General features: G+C 72.6%; 13 protein-coding genes and 2 tRNA genes. 7 read left to right on the top strand and 8 right to left on the bottom strand.

What is annotated here, in order from left to right:
* Positions 1-2: 2 nt before the first annotated feature.
* Entirely contained in the window at positions 3-257 is a 255-nt protein-coding gene (gene crgA, locus ACZ60X_RS19300; protein ID WP_469599751.1) for a cell division protein CrgA, read from the top strand.
* A 286-nt stretch (positions 258-543) separates the two neighbouring features.
* Here the strand turns inward: crgA and ACZ60X_RS19295 are convergent, their stop codons facing one another.
* Together ACZ60X_RS19295 and ACZ60X_RS19290 are read right to left on the bottom strand one after the other, a co-directional pair.
* On the bottom strand, positions 544-1,434 hold the full coding sequence (locus ACZ60X_RS19295) for a rhomboid family intramembrane serine protease (protein WP_469599749.1): 891 nt from the start codon (positions 1,432-1,434) through the stop codon (positions 544-546).
* 179 nt (positions 1,435-1,613) lie between these two features.
* On the bottom strand, positions 1,614-2,144 hold the full coding sequence (locus ACZ60X_RS19290; protein ID WP_469599747.1) for a peptidylprolyl isomerase: 531 nt from the start codon (positions 2,142-2,144) through the stop codon (positions 1,614-1,616).
* Positions 2,145-2,304: 160 nt separating this feature from the next.
* On the opposite strand from ACZ60X_RS19290, the gene ACZ60X_RS19285 reads away from it, so the two are divergent.
* Positions 2,305-3,000: a DUF5324 family protein gene (locus tag ACZ60X_RS19285; protein WP_469599745.1), complete on the top strand. Its 696-nt coding sequence runs from the start codon at positions 2,305-2,307 to the stop codon at positions 2,998-3,000.
* 614 nt (positions 3,001-3,614) lie between these two features.
* On the opposite strand, the gene ACZ60X_RS19280 is transcribed toward ACZ60X_RS19285, so the two are convergent.
* Positions 3,615-3,687 (bottom strand) — tRNA-Ala (locus ACZ60X_RS19280).
* 183 nt (positions 3,688-3,870) lie between these two features.
* Between ACZ60X_RS19280 and ACZ60X_RS19275 the strand changes: the two genes are divergently transcribed.
* Together ACZ60X_RS19275 and ACZ60X_RS19270 are read left to right on the top strand one after the other, a co-directional pair.
* Positions 3,871-4,419 (top strand): helix-turn-helix domain-containing protein, encoded by a 549-nt coding sequence (locus tag ACZ60X_RS19275; RefSeq protein ID WP_469599743.1) that lies wholly within the window; start codon positions 3,871-3,873, stop codon positions 4,417-4,419.
* A gap of 155 nt (positions 4,420-4,574) precedes the next feature.
* Entirely contained in the window at positions 4,575-6,092 is a 1,518-nt protein-coding gene (locus ACZ60X_RS19270; RefSeq protein ID WP_469599741.1) for a serine/threonine-protein kinase, read from the top strand.
* Here ACZ60X_RS19270 and ACZ60X_RS19265 read toward each other — a convergent pair.
* Both ACZ60X_RS19265 and ACZ60X_RS19260 read right to left on the bottom strand, forming a co-directional pair.
* Positions 6,056-7,573, bottom strand: a complete 1,518-nt coding sequence (locus ACZ60X_RS19265; protein WP_469599739.1) for a hypothetical protein — start codon at positions 7,571-7,573, stop codon at positions 6,056-6,058. The two genes, ACZ60X_RS19270 and ACZ60X_RS19265, sit on opposite strands and share 37 nt — an antisense overlap.
* A 272-nt stretch (positions 7,574-7,845) precedes the next feature.
* Entirely contained in the window at positions 7,846-7,974 is a 129-nt protein-coding gene (locus ACZ60X_RS19260; protein WP_003999697.1) for a DLW-39 family protein, read from the bottom strand.
* A 361-nt stretch (positions 7,975-8,335) separates the two neighbouring features.
* Between ACZ60X_RS19260 and ACZ60X_RS19255 the strand changes: the two genes are divergently transcribed.
* Positions 8,336-8,716 carry a DUF6344 domain-containing protein gene (locus ACZ60X_RS19255; protein ID WP_469599737.1) on the top strand — a complete coding sequence of 127 codons (381 nt, stop codon included), beginning with the start codon at positions 8,336-8,338 and terminating at the stop codon, positions 8,714-8,716.
* A 132-nt stretch (positions 8,717-8,848) separates the two neighbouring features.
* Positions 8,849-9,619: a glycosyltransferase family 2 protein gene (locus tag ACZ60X_RS19250; RefSeq protein WP_469599735.1), complete on the top strand. Its 771-nt coding sequence runs from the start codon at positions 8,849-8,851 to the stop codon at positions 9,617-9,619.
* Between the two features lie 10 nt (positions 9,620-9,629).
* Here ACZ60X_RS19250 and ACZ60X_RS19245 read toward each other — a convergent pair whose 3' ends face one another.
* Positions 9,630-9,827 carry a ferredoxin gene (locus ACZ60X_RS19245; RefSeq protein WP_469599733.1) on the bottom strand — a complete coding sequence of 66 codons (198 nt, stop codon included), beginning with the start codon at positions 9,825-9,827 and terminating at the stop codon, positions 9,630-9,632.
* Positions 9,828-10,071: 244 nt separating this feature from the next.
* The gene (locus tag ACZ60X_RS19240) at positions 10,072-10,569 is read right to left on the bottom strand and encodes a hypothetical protein (protein WP_469599731.1); all 498 of its coding nucleotides are present in this window, start codon (positions 10,567-10,569) and stop codon (positions 10,072-10,074) included.
* 608 nt (positions 10,570-11,177) lie between these two features.
* On the opposite strand from ACZ60X_RS19240, the gene ACZ60X_RS19235 reads away from it, so the two are divergent.
* Positions 11,178-15,434, top strand: coding sequence for an nSTAND1 domain-containing NTPase (locus ACZ60X_RS19235; protein ID WP_469599729.1), 4,257 nt, complete (start codon positions 11,178-11,180; stop codon positions 15,432-15,434).
* Between the two features lie 193 nt (positions 15,435-15,627).
* Here the strand turns inward: ACZ60X_RS19235 and ACZ60X_RS19230 are convergent.
* Positions 15,628-15,701, bottom strand: a tRNA-Ile gene (locus ACZ60X_RS19230).
* Positions 15,702-15,728: the final 27 nt, after the last annotated feature.

Here is a 15,728-nt window from a genome sequence, read left to right as displayed (position 1 = left end):
TCGTGCCGAAGTCACGTATCCGCAAGAAGGCCGATTTCACGCCGCCGCCGGCGAAGCAGGCACAGGCCATCAAGCTGGACAGCCGCGCCTGGGTCGCACCGGTCATGCTGGCCATGTTCGTCATCGGCCTGGCCTGGATCGTCGTCTTCTACGTGACCGACGGCTCCCTGCCCATCAACGCGCTGGACAACTGGAACATCGTGGTCGGCTTCGGCTTCATCGCCGCCGGCTTCGGTGTCTCCACGCAGTGGAAGTAGTAGCTCTGCCCAGGGCTGTTCACTGAGTTATCCACAGCGTTGTCCACAGTGGGGAAAAAGAACGACGATCTGTGGATAACTCATCGGGCGTTGACGCCGGTGTGACTGCCCACGATCCGCCATACACCTGTTCGCCCCCTGTCTGAGCTGGGAAAACACATCCGAGTGACAGGGGGCACAGCTGTGCCCGCACACGATGCACAAGATCCGGCACACGCTGTGGACAACGGTTCGGTATCGAGCACGGCAACCTGCTCGGACGAGGTGATCCGGCGGCCTGCCCGGATCAGGCGAGCTGAGCGGTCCTGAGCACGGTGAGCACCACCACGGCGACGAGGACGACCGCACACGCGCCGTACTGGATCAGCGTCCGCTTCTCGCGCGGGGCGTGGACCATCGCGTAGCCGACGGCGACACCGGCGACCAGGCCGCCGATATGGGCCTGCCAGGCGATGTTCGCCCAGGTGAAGGTGATGATGAGGTTGATCACCAGCAGGGCGATGATGGGCCGCAGGTCGTAGTTGAGCCGGCGCATCAGCACGCCGGTCGCGCCGAAGAGGCCGAAGATCGCGCCCGAGGCGCCCAGCGAGGGCGTGCGGGGGTCGGCGAGAAGATACGTGAGGGCGCTGCCGGCCAGGCCCGAGACGACGTAGAGGGAGAGATAACGGGCCCGGCCCAGGGCCGCTTCCAGGGGGCCGCCGATCCACCACAGGCTGAGCATGTTGAACAGGATGTGGGTGAAGCCGCCGTGCAGGAACATCGCGGTCAGCAGGCGGTAGTACTGCCCCTCGGCGACACCCTCGAGGGGGCCGAACTGGAAGTACTGGGCCCGTCCGATCAGCGCGAAGTGCTCGGCGACGGTGTCGCCCAGCGCCTGCTGCGCCAGGAAGACGGCGATGTTGAGGCCGATCAGCACCTTGGTGAGCAGCCGGGGGTCGGCGGTCATCGTGCCGCCGGCGATCGTGCGCGGGCGGGCCGCGTCCGGGGCGTGGCCGGTGCCCGAACCTCCCCGCACGCACTCCGGGCACTGGAAGCCGACCGATGCGCTGATCATGCACTCGGGGCAGATGGGGCGGTCACAGCGGGAACAGCGCACGCCGGTCTCGCGGTCCGGGTGCCGGTAGCACACGGGCACGCTGTGGGCGGCGCCCTGCGTACTGCCTTCGGCCTGGTCCATCGGTTCCCCTTGCTCGTCGTAGGCCTGCCCCCGGCAATGCCCCGCCCCGCTCATCCTTGGTACGGACGAGCGGGGCGTTTGGTTCCCACGCGGGGCCGGGCCGCGATGACCGGCCCTTGCGCCGGCGCCTCAGTGATCAGGCGTACCTGAATCGGGCCTCGGCGGAAAGGCCTCGGTGATCAGGCCTCGCGCGTCTCGATGACGACCGACTCGATGACCACGTCGTCGACCGGGCGGTCGTTGCGGCCGGTCTTCACCTCGGCGATGGCCTGGACGACGGCCTGGCTGGCCTTGTCCGTGACCTCGCCGAATATGGTGTGCTTGCGGGTCAGCCACGCCGTCGGGGCGACGGTGATGAAGAACTGCGAGCCGTTGGTGCCCGGGCCGGCGTTGGCCATGGCCAGCAGGAACGGCCGGTCGAAGCCGAGATCCGGGTGGAACTCGTCCGCGAACTGGTAGCCGGGGCCACCGATGCCGCTGCCCAGCGGGTCGCCGCCCTGGATCATGAAGCCGCTGATGACACGGTGGAAGATCGTGCCGTCGTAGAGCGGCTTCGTGCTCTTCTCACCGGTGCCCGGGTGCTTCCACTCGCGCTCGCCCTTGGCCAGCTCGACGAAGTTGCGGACCGTCGCGGGCGCGTGGTTCGGGAAAAGCTGGACCTCGATGTCGCCGCGGTTGGTCTTCAGGGTGGCGTACAGCTGCTCAGCCACGATCTGCCTTCCGTTGTCCTCGTATGACCAACAGATCCTCGCACGGCCGCACCCGTGCACCCATATGCCCGCCCTCGCATGCCGCGCAAGCCGTCGGCAGGCATGATCCGTAAAAGGGTGGAAAGTCGAAATACCGTACGCCACCGAGGAGGAGGATCCCGTGACCCGCATCGACAGCGTGCGCGCCGCGACCGGCTCGGCGAAGGACAGCGTCCTGCACGCCGCGGAAGTGGTGGCGCCTTACGCCGACACGGCCAAGGAGCGTGCCGCGCTCTACGCGCAAGAGGCACGCGTACGGCTGGCGCCCGTGATGTCGCAGGCCGCCGAACAGGCCCGCGTGCAGTACGACGCGCGGCTCGCCCCACGGCTGGAGCAGGCCCGTGCGTATGTGCCGCCGAAGGTGGACCTGGCCGCGCAGGAGGCCGCCGTCCGCACCCGTAAGGCCGCCCGGCAGGCCGCCGAGTACTCACGTCCGAGGATCGAGCAGGCCAGGGCGGTGGCCGCGCCGGTGCGCGACGAGGCCACCGCCCGGGGTGCCGCCGCGCTGGCCGCGCTGCGCGGTCAGGTCTCGGCCGAGGACATCCAGAAGCTGGCCCGCAGGAACCAACGCCGCTGCCGGGGCGCGCGCGCGCTGAAGGGGCTGGCACTGCTGACCCTGCTGGCCGGCGGCGCCTTCGCGGCCTGGAAGTGGTGGGACAAGCAGACCAACCCCGACTGGCTGGTCGAACCCCCGGCCCCGACGGAGGTCGCCGAATCCGCCCACCTCACCTCGGTGGACGACACGTCCTCACTGGACCCCGAGGTGCAGGCCAAGCAGGCCGAAGAGGACGTGTCGAACGACGAGGACCGCGAGTAGGGCTCTCTTGGCCGACGTGCCGCAGGACGCCGAGTGCCGACTCGACGTCCCGGGGCACGTTTCACGTGAAACCACGGCGGCCCTTCGGCGGATACGGGGGTGCGGTCCCCGCACCGGCGATCACCCCTGCGGGGAAGGCCACCGGCCCACCCCGTCCGTACGGACCTTGCCTGGTCGCGGCCGCCGTCCGCCCATGCCCGGGGGCAGCCGTGGAAGGAGCCCCGCATCCGCCACCGGCGTCGGGGCAGGCACGGATACGACGGCGGGAGGGCCGTTCGCGGTCGCCACGAGCGCGAGGAAGGCCCCGCGGAAAGCCCGGGGAGGTATCCCGTGCCGACGGCGCGTCGATCCCCCCCGGACAAAGCCGATCCGGGGAGGAACTGACCGGGACCGGGAGCCGTCGGCGCACCGGCCCTCGCCGCTCGGGCCGCCGCGGCGCCCGGCCGGCCACGTCCTGGAGACCACTGCCACCGGCACCCGGAATTGTCCTGCGCCCGCCCGGACTTGAGCAGCCCGGGCCCGTCATCGCCGCCGATCTGTCGGCACGTCCCGCCACCGCCCACGAAAAATCCCCTCTGATCCGCGTTTCCGCAGGTCAGAGGGGATTTAAGGAGTGGAGCCTAGGGGAGTCGAACCCCTGACATCCGCCATGCAAAGACGGCGCTCTACCAACTGAGCTAAGGCCCCGGGAAGGGATGACCAGCCGGAGGAATCCCGTTCCGGCGGGCGTCGCAGACCAGAGTACCGGGTCACCCCGGGTATCCGGCAAAAAGATTGAGGGGTCCCCGCGTATGACCACGCTCCGTAAGATGCTCCGCGTGGTTCGCTACAGCGAACCGCGGTTTTCCGGGGAAGCGATGGGGAGACGCAATGGACGCCGCACAGCAGGAAGCCACCGCCAGAGCGCGGGAGCTGCAGCGGAGCTGGTACGGAGAGCCGTTGGGGGCGCTCTTCCGTAAGCTCATCGATGATCTCGGTCTCAACCAGGCCCGTCTCGCGGCGGTCCTGGGGCTGTCCGCTCCGATGCTCTCGCAGCTGATGAGCGGCCAGCGGGCCAAGATCGGCAACCCCGCCGTGGTCCAGCGGGTGCAGCTGCTGCAGGAGCTGGCGGCCCAGGTCGCGGACGGCAGCGTCAGCGCCGCCGAGGCGACGGAGCGCATGGAAGAGATCAAGAAGTCGCAGGGGGGCTCCGTGCTCAGCAACACCGCCCAGACGACGAGCGGTTCGGGCGCGCCGACGGTCAAGCGGGTGGTCCGCGAGATCCAGTCGCTGCTGCGCTCGGTGGCCGCCGCGGGCGACATCATCGACGCCGCGGACAGCCTCGCGCCGACCCACCCCGAACTGGCGGAGTTCCTCCGCGTCTACGGCGCCGGCCGCACCTCCGACGCCGTCGCCCACTACCAGTCCCACCAGAACTGACCCCTTGACCCCGTGGAAGGGGCACGGGGGCACGGGGCCGGTCGCGGGGCACGCGGGGTCCGGGGGGGTAATCGAAGCCGTAGTGGGGGTAGTGGGGGCGTAGCGGTCAGGGGGCAGGGGACACGCGGAGCCAGGGGGAGGAGCGGCGGGCTGCCATGGGTGAGGTCTTCGCCGGCCGGTACGAGCTGGCCGACCCGATCGGACGCGGTGGTGTGGGCGCCGTATGGCGTGCCTGGGACCACCGCCGACGGCGTTATGTTGCGGCCAAGGTGCTCCAGCAGCGCGACGCCCACTCCCTGCTGCGTTTCGTGCGCGAGCAGGCGGTCCGGATCGACCACCCCCATGTCCTCGCCCCGGCCAGCTGGGCCGCCGACGACGACAAGGTGCTGTTCACCATGGACCTCGTCGCCGGCGGCTCCCTGGTCCACCTCGTCGGCGACTACGGCCCCCTGCCGCCGGCGTACGTGTGCACCCTGCTCGACCAGTTGCTGTCCGGCCTCGCCGCCGTCCACGAGGAAGGCGTCATCCACCGGGACGTCAAGCCCGCCAACCTCCTCCTCGAAGCCACCGGAACCGGCCGGCCCCGACTGCGGCTGTCCGACTTCGGCATCGCCATGCGGCTCGGCGAACCCCGCCTGACCGAGACCAACCTCGTGGTGGGCACGCCCGGTTATCTCGCGCCGGAGCAACTGCTCGGCGCGGAACCCGACTTCCCCGCCGACCTGTTCGCCGTGGGCCTGGTGGCCCTGTATCTCCTCGAAGGCGCCAAGCCTGACGCCAAGGCGCTCGTGCGGTACTTCACCGAGCACGGGACGCCCGGGCCTCCCAAGGGCGTCCCCGAACCGCTGTGGCAGGTCGTCGCCGGGCTGCTCCAGCCCGACCCTGCCGCCCGCTTCCGCACCGCCACGGGTGCGCGCAAGGCGCTCGCCTCCGCCGCGCAGCTCCTGCCGGAGCCCGACCTCGACGACGAGCTGATCGAGGTATTCGACCAACTCGGGCCCCTTCCACCGGGGTTCGGCCCCGACGGTCCCCTCGCCAGGGCCTCCGGCGTCGCCGTCGAACCGACTCCGGGAAGCGACACCGGTGGCGGTGGGGATCCGAGCGGTTCGGGCGGCGGTGGGCGTTCCGGCCCCGTCGGCGCGGTACGGCTCCCGGGCACCGGGCCGTTACCGGACACCGGCTCCCGCTCACACACCGGTTCCCTGTCGGACACCGGCAGCTTCCGCCTGCCACCGCCCCAAGGGACCCCCGCCCCCCAGCCGTACGCCTCGACCCCCCAGTCGTACGCCTCCGCTCCCCGCCCCTACGCCGTCTCCCCCCGCACTCCGGCAGAGCCGTCCCCGTTCCCCTACGCGGCTCCGCAGGCCGGTGGCCTCCAGGCCCCTGTCCACCGCCCCCGCGCCGAGCCGTCCGTGACCGATCCGCCCGCCACCGATCCGTCCGTGACCGACCGGTCCGTGACCGTCTCCTACACCGCGCGCGACCCGCGCGTCCCTCTTTCAGCCCAGCCGGTTCCGCCTGGCCCTGCCCCCGCCCACGGCCACGGCCGACGCGGGCGGCGTGCGCGCAGGGACCGGCGCCGGGCCGGGCCGCCGGCCAGGGTCGCGATACCGATCCTGCTGCTGGCGCTGGCCTGTTACGCGGTGGGCTTCTGGGCGCTGGTCCGGATCTGAGCGCGGCGGGCTACGAGCGTCCAGCCGCCGAGCACCGCGAGCAGCAGGGTCCCCGTGCCGATCCCGCCGGCCGCGACCAGCGCCATCGCGGGATCACCGCCGCTCCCGGTCCCGCTCCCCGTCCGCCCGGCGGCCCCGGTGATCACGGCCTGCCGGTCCTCCTGCGTGACCGTGAAGACGTTCCCCGGCACCGGGCGGCCGGCGTACTCCGGGCCCGCGTGCGCCTGCCCGGACACCCGGACCCCCAGCGTCACGGCGAACGGCCCCCGCCCGAAGGTGCCGGCCAGCCGCTCGCTGAGATGCAGGACCAGGTAGTAGTCGCCGGCGAAACGGACGGAGGTCACCGCGGCGGGGACGGCGTAGCGGTTGGCGTACTCCACCGGCGGGACCGGGGCGAGCGCGCCTGACCTCTGCGTGCCGGTGTAGCCGAGGGCCACGTCCTCGACGGGGCCGCGCACGGGGTTGTGGAGGGAGAGGTCCAGGGCGCCGCCGACATAGCCGTGGCCCGGGGCGGCGCCCAGTTCGGCGAAGACGTGCAGCTGCTGGCCCCAGTCGAGCGGCACCTTGTAGAACCGTGTGTCGCCCGGCATCAGCTCGGTGCGCCAGACTCCCTGGCCGAGCGCACGCGCGGAGGCGAAGCCCGCGCCGCCTGACCTCTCCTTCGGTGCGCCACCGAGTGGCTCGGGCGAGGCGGAGTCCCAGGTCTGCGGCGCGGTGGTGGCACCGGGACGCGCCGGGCGCGGTTCCGTGGCGGGCGCGATCTCCAGGTCCCACGGCCGCGCCGAACCGGCCGCCGGACCCGCACCGGAAGCGCCGCCGGAGACCGCGCCGGCCGCACCACCCGGAGCCCCGCTGTCCAGGCGCTGGACGAACACGTAGTACGTCCCCTCGCCCTGGCACACCGGCCGGCCGGTCTCGCGCTCCCCCAGCGCGGTGACCGGGTGCGGGCTGAGCGCGGCGCCGAAGCGGGCATCGGCGAAGGAGCAGTGCGTGCCCCTCGCGTCCCGGACCGTCACGCTGATGCCGTCGGTGCTGGCCACGGTGGCGCCGACCGGGGGTACGGCGGTGACGGGGACGTATGCCGTGTCGGCGGCCCTGAGCCGGATCCGGTAGGAGAGGGTGCCGTTCGGCGGCAGGGTGCTGCGGTAGACACCGCCGGGTTCCAGCCGCCCGGCGTCCGCGGTGCCCGCCCCGCCCGCCACCGGCCGGGCACCGGGCGCGAACGCGTACGACGTGCCGTCCGCGGCAGCGGCCGTGGCACCGGGCAGCACGACCACGGCGACGAGGCCGAGCAGAACAAACAGGGCAGCCGCAACAACCGGACAGACCGGGAGAACCAGGGCGACCAACGAAGCCCGGAAGACAGTGGAGACCCGGGAGACCGTGCAGGCCGGGGAGAGGGGGGCGACCGGGGCGGCACAGCGCCCCGGTCGCAGGGCCGACCACCACGCCGTCCGTCGCCGCAGCCTCCGCCCCCGCATGTCCCGGCCTCCCCGGTGGTCACCATCGCCCGTCGGCTCGTGGGCCCGCGTCGGCCCGTCACCCGACGGCCCGTGGCCCATCCTGCCTCGCACGGACCTGGACCATCCGGGGAACGCGTACAGCCGTCCGAAACGCCCGGCCACGCCTGGCCGGAACCCTGCGGCGCTCGCCGTGTCCCGCGAAACGCGTACCGCACCCCGCGCGCCCCCGCAAACGCAGAACCCCGGCCGCTGCGGCGGCCGGGGTCTCCTCAGATTCTGGTATCAGGCACTCAGGAACCCGTGGGCACGGAGTCAGTCGCCTCCGTCCACAGATCCTGCTCGGCGCGATCCGCCTGGATCTGGCGGTACACGAGGAGCCCGCCGATGGCGGCCAGTGCGACCAGGAGCAGCTTCTTCACCGCGCGACCTCGTCTTTCCTTGACGTAGGGGACCTCTGGCGCCCGACTATACACACCGGCCGATATCGATCGGTGACCTGCTTCGGGGCTCAACTCCCGCCCCGGAACCCGCAATAGCGCAGGTCCGGGCAGGCACGAGGGCCGATCCGATCGGAGGGTGATCACACCCCCACGGGCGGTTACTTTGCTCCCTCTTCGCTCACCCTCACCAGCCTTTGGGAGGGTTTCCGACCCCCCTTCCGCCATCCGGGTGGTGTTCATCGGAACATCGACGCGCCACGGGCGTCGGTCCACCACTTCGCGACCCTCATACACATCATGAGGAAAGTACGCAAATCGCCCAACCCGAAAGTGAGGGGACATGACCGAGAACAAGGTCATGAAGCTGTGGACCGCCATCGTCACCGCCTTCCTCGCGCTGTGCACGGCGCTCGGACTCGTCACCGCCACCACCGCCACCACCGCGGCGGCCGCACCCCGGAGCGAGACCCCCGACACCGCCACCGCGACGCGGACCGTCCCGGCGATCCCCACACCACGCCACTGGGCCCGAGCCCATGCCAGTGCGCTTCCCCCCACGATGAAGCAGCGGATCCGGGCCGAGGCCCACGGAAAGACCCCCAGTTGCCGGCACCGCCCCGACGACGCGACCGAGGCCGACAGGCACCGGCTCCTCGACACGACGGAGGCGGAAACGACGGCACACCCCGACCACTCCTCGTCGGAGTCCCTCGACTGCTGAACCCCGCCCCATGAGCAGTACCGCAGCCGTCTCGACGAAAGGCGACTTGCGTACCATCAGTCGACACGGAACGACCCCCGGCCGGACCCGGCCGGGGGTCTCGCGCTGTATCCGGAAAGGTGGTGGGTGCCGGTGAGTACCGCCGTGACCCGGCGCGTCACCGTGGTCACCGCTGTCCACGGCCCGTCCGCCCGGTTCCTGCCGGACGCCTACGCGTCCCTGCGCGTGCAGCGGCTCCCCGAGGGCTGGGAGTGGGAGTGGGTGATCCAGCAGGACGGGACCACGGACGAGGTCCGCCCGTACGTCCCCGACGACACGCGTGTGAGCTTCCACCAGGGCCGGCCGGGAGGGCCAGGAACCGCCCGGACGATCGCGCTGGCGCACGCCGGGGGCGTGTACGTCAAGGTCCTGGACGCCGACGACCGGCTCACCCCGGGCGCGCTGGCCCGCGACCTGGCCGTACTGGAGGCCGACCGCGGCATCGGCTGGACGACCTCCCGGGCCCTCGACCTGCTGCCCGACGGCTCCACCGCCGGCTTCCCCGGCGACCCGGAGGAAGGCCCGCTCGAACGCGGTGTCGTCCTCGACCACTGGAGGCGCAACGACTTCCGCCCGCCCGTCCATCCGGCGACCCTCTGCGTGCGCCGGGGCCTGCTGGTCGCCCTGGGCGGCTGGATGGCCCTGCCGGCGTCCGAGGACACCGGTCTGCTGCTCGCACTCGGCGCGGTCAGCCGCGGCTGGTTCTCGTCCGAGGTCGGGCTGCTGTACCGCAAGTGGGAGGGCCAGATGACGGGACAGGCGTCCCACACCGACCCCGCCGAGCGCACGGCCCGGATGGCGGTGGTCGAGGAGAGGGCAAACGAACTGGCGGCCCTCACCTGGAGCTATCCGCCCGCGTGGTGAACCGCGCGGGTCAGGCGGACGGTCCTGCGAGCACGATCGCCTGCGAGGGGCACTTCTCGGCCGCTTCCCGGACCTCCGGCGCGTCGCCGGACTCCGCGCGGCCGGGCCGTACGACGCCGTACCCGTCCTCGAACGCGAACACGTCCGGCGCCCGATACGCGCACTCCGCGGAGCCGTAGCACAGGGAGCGGTCGACGGAGACCTTCATACGTCCTCCAGGCGTCATCTGACTTCCAGGACGTCACTGCCCGCCTCACCGCACCCTGAACCGACCCACTTCACGAGGACGAACGGCGCCGCCCTGGCGGACCCGAGCGGGGTCTGTGCGTGCACCTGCAAGGCGGAGGAGCGAGTCGACGCGAGAGAGCGAGCGCGGGGGAGCCGGCGAGTGACGACAACGCCGCAGAGGTGCGGGCCAGACGCCGCGGCGCCGGGATGATCCGACAGCCCCTCTAGGGCCGACCGCCCGCGGCCGAGAGCCAGTGGGCCACCCGGCGCACCGTCGGCTCGTCGAGCAGATCGGCCATCGCCCGGACCGCCTCGTCGTCCTCGGCGCTCAGGTCGTACAGGCCCGCCTTGCCCAGACCAGCCATCAGCACCTGGTGGCGGCGGTCCGTCATGCGCTCCGCGAGCTTGGCCGGTTCGTCGGCACCGGGCGCCAGGGCGTCCGCCGCAGGTGCCCGGACGGCCGCCGCTGCCGGGGCGGCGGGGGTGTCGAAGAGACGCCAGGAGCCGTCCTGCGGCCCGGGTCCCCACAGCGCGAGCGTCACCTCCTCGCCCCGCGCCCGTACGGTCCGGGTCATGTCGGCGACGGCGTACAGCACGGGAGTCCGGTCCGGCGACTCGGCGCCCACCACCCAGGAGTCCTCCGCGGGGGGTTCCTGTGCGGGCCGGCGGAACATCGCGACCCAGCGCGGAGCGCCGGGCGGGCACGGGGGACGCTTCTCCATGACACTCACCCCTTCGGGAACATCCGGCTGGGGCACGTTATCTGACGGAGCGTCAGATAGCCAGGACGAGGCCGGACCGGAAGCGCAGCCACAGTCGCAGTCACGGAAGAGCGCGTCACGCCAGCCCGAATAGGGCGAACTATGGGCGTATGTGACCAAGCGTGAACGTATGAGTACGGTATGAGTCCACCGCCCGCTCGGCACCGGTCCCTCCCCTCGTGGGGACCGGTGCCGAGCGGTACGGCCTGTCGACCCATGACGCGTCGGCTCGCCACGGGTCGCGCAAGGGGAGCCGGTCGCCGGACCGGGCGTGGAATCACGCGACGGCCCCGCAGCCGCTCCCTGCCTGCCGCGGAACCCGCTCGCTCGCCCTCGGCCTAAGTTGGCCGAGAACCTTCGGCGAGATGAGCCATGTCCGCGAGCGCCAGGCCGATGGCCTGTCCGGACGGTGTGTGACGGGTCCGCTACCCGGTCCGGATCCTGCCATCTGTTGCCGTCGCGCAGGAGGCTGCGACGTCCGGACCAGTGCTTCCCCGCAGGTCAGGCATATAAGGTGAGTTTTCCGGTCCGGACGTCCAGATGCGGGGGGAGAGAAAAGGGGAGGGGCCTTGAGTTCCGACTCAGGGGCACGCACAGCTTTCGCCGAGCGCCTCGCGCTGCTCTACAAGGAGGCCGGAAATCCTCCCCTCAAGAGCGTCGCCGAGGGGGTCGTACGGCTGCAGCGGGTCGACGAGCGCGGGCGGCCCGTGCGCGTGTCCGCGCAGCGGATCAGCGACTGGCGCCGGGCCAGGAACGTACCGGCGCAGTTCACCGCCCTCGCGGCGGTGCTGCACATCCTGATCCCGGAGGCGCGTCGGCTGCGGCCCGCGCCGGTCTCCACCGGCCTGTACGACCTCGCGCACTGGCAGCGGCTGTGGGAGCGCGCGCTGGCCGACCCGGTCGGCGACCGTCCCGCGCCGGCCGCCGAGGAGAACCGCCGGCCACCGGCCCAGGCCCCGCCCGTCACCGGAGGCGTGTGCCCCTACCGGGGACTCGCCTCGTACCGGCAGGAGGACGCCCGCTGGTTCTTCGGCCGGGAGCGCAGTACGAGCGCGCTCGTCACCCAGCTGCGGGCCGCGGAGCGCACCGGCGGTCTGGTGATGCTGGTCGGCGCGTCCGGAGCGGGCAAGTCGTCCCTGCTCAACGCCGGTCTGGTGCCCGCGCTCAGGGACGGCGCCCTGACGGGGGACCCCACCGGCCCGGCCGGCCCCGTGCTCCAGCTGGTCCCGGGTGCCGATCCGCTCGGCGAGCTGGTCGGCCGTGTCCCCGAGCTGGGTCCGGTCGCCGCCGAGGCACGCGAGGCGGAGCGGGAGGCGACACGGAACCCGTCCGTCCCCGGCTCCGACGCACCCCGGATCGCCCGCGCGGCCCGTGAGGCGATCACGGCCTGGGCGCGTCGCGGGGGCTGCGGCGCTCCCCGGCCGACCCCCGAACAGCCACGGACGGCCGACAGCGAGACTCGGAACGCGGGCGTCGGCGAGCCACAGAACGCCGGCGTCGGCGAGACACGGGACGGGGCCCCCGGCACGCCCGCGCCCGCCGGTCCCCCGACCCCCGAACCGGCCCCGGCCCCCGAATCCCACCCCCTCGCCCACCGCACACCCGACCAGCACCCCTCCCCGGCGCCCCCTCCTCTCCCCCGTCCGGTCCTCATCGTCGACCAGTTCGAAGAGGCGTTCACCCTCTGCTCCGACGAGGCGGACCGCCGTACCTTCATCCAGCTCCTGCACGCCGTCTGCACGCCGCCCGCCGGTGCCCAGAGTGCGGCGCCGGTCGTCGTCGTGCTCGGCATACGGGCCGACTTCTACGAGCAGTGCCTCGGTTACCCGGAACTCGCCGACGCCCTCCAGCACCGGCACATGGTGCTGGGCCCGTTGAGCAGCGGCGAGTTGCGTGACGCGGTGACCGGGCCGGCCAAGGCGGTGGGGCTGGAGCTGGAGCCGGGGCTCGCCGAGCTGATCGTGCGCGAGGTGAGCGCCGACGGCCCGCGCGGAGCGCACGACGCGGGCGTGCTCCCGCTGCTGTCGCACGCCCTGCTCGCCACCTGGCAGCGCCGCAAGGCCGGGCGGCTGACCCTGGCCGGCTACCGCGCGGCCGGCGGCATCCAGGGCGCCGTCGCCGCCACCGCCGAGCGCGCCTGGTCGGGGCTCGACCCCGCGGCCCGTACGGCGGCCCGGCTGCTCCTGCTGCGCCTCGTCCGGCTCGGCGAGGACACCCACGCCACGCGCCGGCGCGGCACCCGGCGGCAGCTCGCCGAGGAGTCGGCCGACCCCGGCAAGACGGAGGAGTCGCTGGAGGCGCTCGTCCGGGCCCGGCTGGTGACGCTGGACGCGGACACCGTCGAGATCACGCACGAGGCGCTGCTGCACGCCTGGCCGCGGCTGCGGCACTGGATCGACGACAACCGCAACGACCACCTGCTGCGCCAGCGGCTGGAGGAGGACGGCCGGGCCTGGGAGGACTCGGGCCGGGACAGCTCGCTGCTCTACCGGGGTTCCCGGCTGGAGCAGGCCCGCGGCTGGGCCAGGTCGGCCGGTGACACCGTCCTCACCCGCAGCGCGGTGGAGTTCCTGGCCGCCTCGGTGCGGCTGCGCCGGCGCTCGGTGCTGCTGAGCCGGGCCGCGGTGGCCGCGCTCGTCGTGCTGGCCCTGGTGGCCGGCGGGTCGGCGGTGATCGCCCGGCAGCAGCGGGACGACGCCGTCTTCGAGCAGGTCCTCGCCGAGGCCGACCGGGTCCAGCACACCGACCCGTCCCTGTCCGCCCAGCTCGACCTGGTCGCCCACCGGCTGCGCCCGGACGACGAGGGGACGTACAGCAGGCTGCTGTCGATCGTGAACGCGCCGCTGGCCACCCCGCTGTCCGGCCACACCGGCGCCGTCTACCTCACCTCCTTCAGCCCCGACGGCCGGACCCTGGCCACCGCCAGCTACGACCGCACGGTCCGGCTGTGGAACGTGGCCGACCCCGGCCGCCCGAAGCCGCTCGGCAAGCCGCTGACGGGCCACACGAGCTGGGTGAGCAGCGCGGTCTTCAGCCCGGACGGCAAGACCCTGGCCAGTGCCGGGGACGACGCCGCGATCCGGCTGTGGAACGTCGCCGACCCCGCCCACCCGGTGTCCCTCGGCGGGCCCCTGACCGGGCACCGGGGCACGATCTACCTGGTCGCCTTCAGCCCGGACGGCCGTACGCTGGCCTCCGCCGGCGAGGACCACGCCGTACGGCTGTGGGACGTGGCCGATCCGCGCCACCCGCGGCAGATCGGCGCCCTGCGCGGGCACACCGCCGCCGTGCGCAGCGTGGCGTTCAGCCCCGACGGCCGCACCCTCGCGGCGGGCGGCGACGACGACAGGATCATGCTGTGGAACGTCGCCGACCCGCGGCACCCGACGCAGTACGCCACGGCGCTGACGGGCCACACCGACCTCGTGCACTCGGTGGCGTTCAGCCCCGACGGACACACCCTCGCCAGCGGCAGCGCGGACGACACGGTCCGCCTGTGGAACGTCACCGACCCCGCCCACCCCGCCGCGCTCGGCGCCCCGATGGCCGGGCACACCGGGCCCATCTGGTCGGTGGCCTTCAGCCCGGACGGCAGTCGGCTGGCCGCCGCGAGCGCGGACAGCACGGCCAGCCTGTGGAACGTGACCGATCCGGCGTCCCCGTCGCAGATCGGGCAGTCGCTCGCGGGCAGCAGCGGGGAGATGTACGCCCTCGGGTTCAGCCCCGACGGACGGACCCTCGCCACCGGCAGCGGCGACAGCAAGGTGCGCCTGTGGTCGCTGCCGACCTCGGACATCATCGGCCGCACCGGCGCGTTCCGGCCGGACGGACGGGTGCTGGGCACGGCGGCGCGGGACGGCAGGCTCCGGCTGTGGAACGTGACGCGGTCCGACCGGCCGGTGCTGCTGAGCAAGCCGTTCATGCAGGGCGACGCCGGCCATCGCGCGCTGCGGTTCTCGCCCGACGGCCGCCTCCTCGCCGTCCTCACCTACGACCACCTGGTGTACCTGTGGAACGTCGGCGACCCGTCCCACCCGGTCGCCGCCGGATCGCCCATCGCCCTGCGGACGCGCTTCTCGGGGCCGAACACGCTCGCCTTCAGCCCGGACGGCCGGACCCTGGCCACCGCCTACGACGACACCACCATCCAGCTGTGGGACATCACCGACCCGGCGCACCCGACCGCGCTGGGCAGGCCGCTGGCGGGCCACCGGGGCTACATCAACGCGATCGCCTTCAGCCCCGGCGGACGGACCCTCGCCTCCGGCAGCGCGGACAGCACGGTCCGCCTGTGGAACGTCACCGACCCGGCCCGCGCCACACAGCTCGGCCGGCTGACGGAGCACACCGGCCCGGTCAACGCGATCGCCTTCAGCCCCGACGGCCACATGCTGGCCAGCGGCAGCGACGACGACACGGTCCGCCTGTGGAACATCACCCGCCCCGCCTCGGCGACCGCCCTGGGCGCCCCGCTCACCGGCCACACCGAGGCGGTCAAGCTGCTGACGTTCAGCCCGGACGGGCACGTTCTGGCCAGCGGTGGCAACGACAACACGATCCGGCTGTGGAACGTCGAGCACCCGTCCTCGGCCGCTCCCATCGGCCAGTCGATGAGCCCCAACGCCCCCTCTGGCACGTTCCTGTCCTTCGGCCCCGGGAGCAACGTCATGGGCGTCTCCAGCGGCACGAACACGGTCCGCCTGTGGAACCTGGACGACCAGGCGGCGATCAGCCACATCTGCTCGGTCACCCGGGGCGTCCTGACCCCCCAGAAGTGGCACGAGTACCTCCCGCGCCTCTCCTACGCCCCTCCCTGTGGTCGCTGATCGGCCAACCTGCCCGTTTTCCTGCCGACTTGGCCCCGCAACCCGCTCAACCTTGTTACCCTTGGCCATAACCCGATCGCTGGTGCATCCCCCGTCGCCAGCGGTCGGGCCTTTTCATTCCCCGCCCAAGCCGGGACCAACATCCACAAACGCCGAAGACCCCGGTCCAGTGGACCGGGGTCTTCGGCACATGTGGGGCTAACAGGATTTGAACCTGTGGCCTCATCCTTATCAGGGATGCGCTCTAACCAACTGAGCTATAGCCCCGCCGCGCTGTGCGGTGTGTGTCCCGCG

Source organism: Streptomyces sp. NPDC104106 (assembly GCF_055584345.1).
The sequence above is the reverse complement of the archived record's forward strand: the minus strand, read 5'-3'. Positions and strand labels throughout refer to the sequence as shown.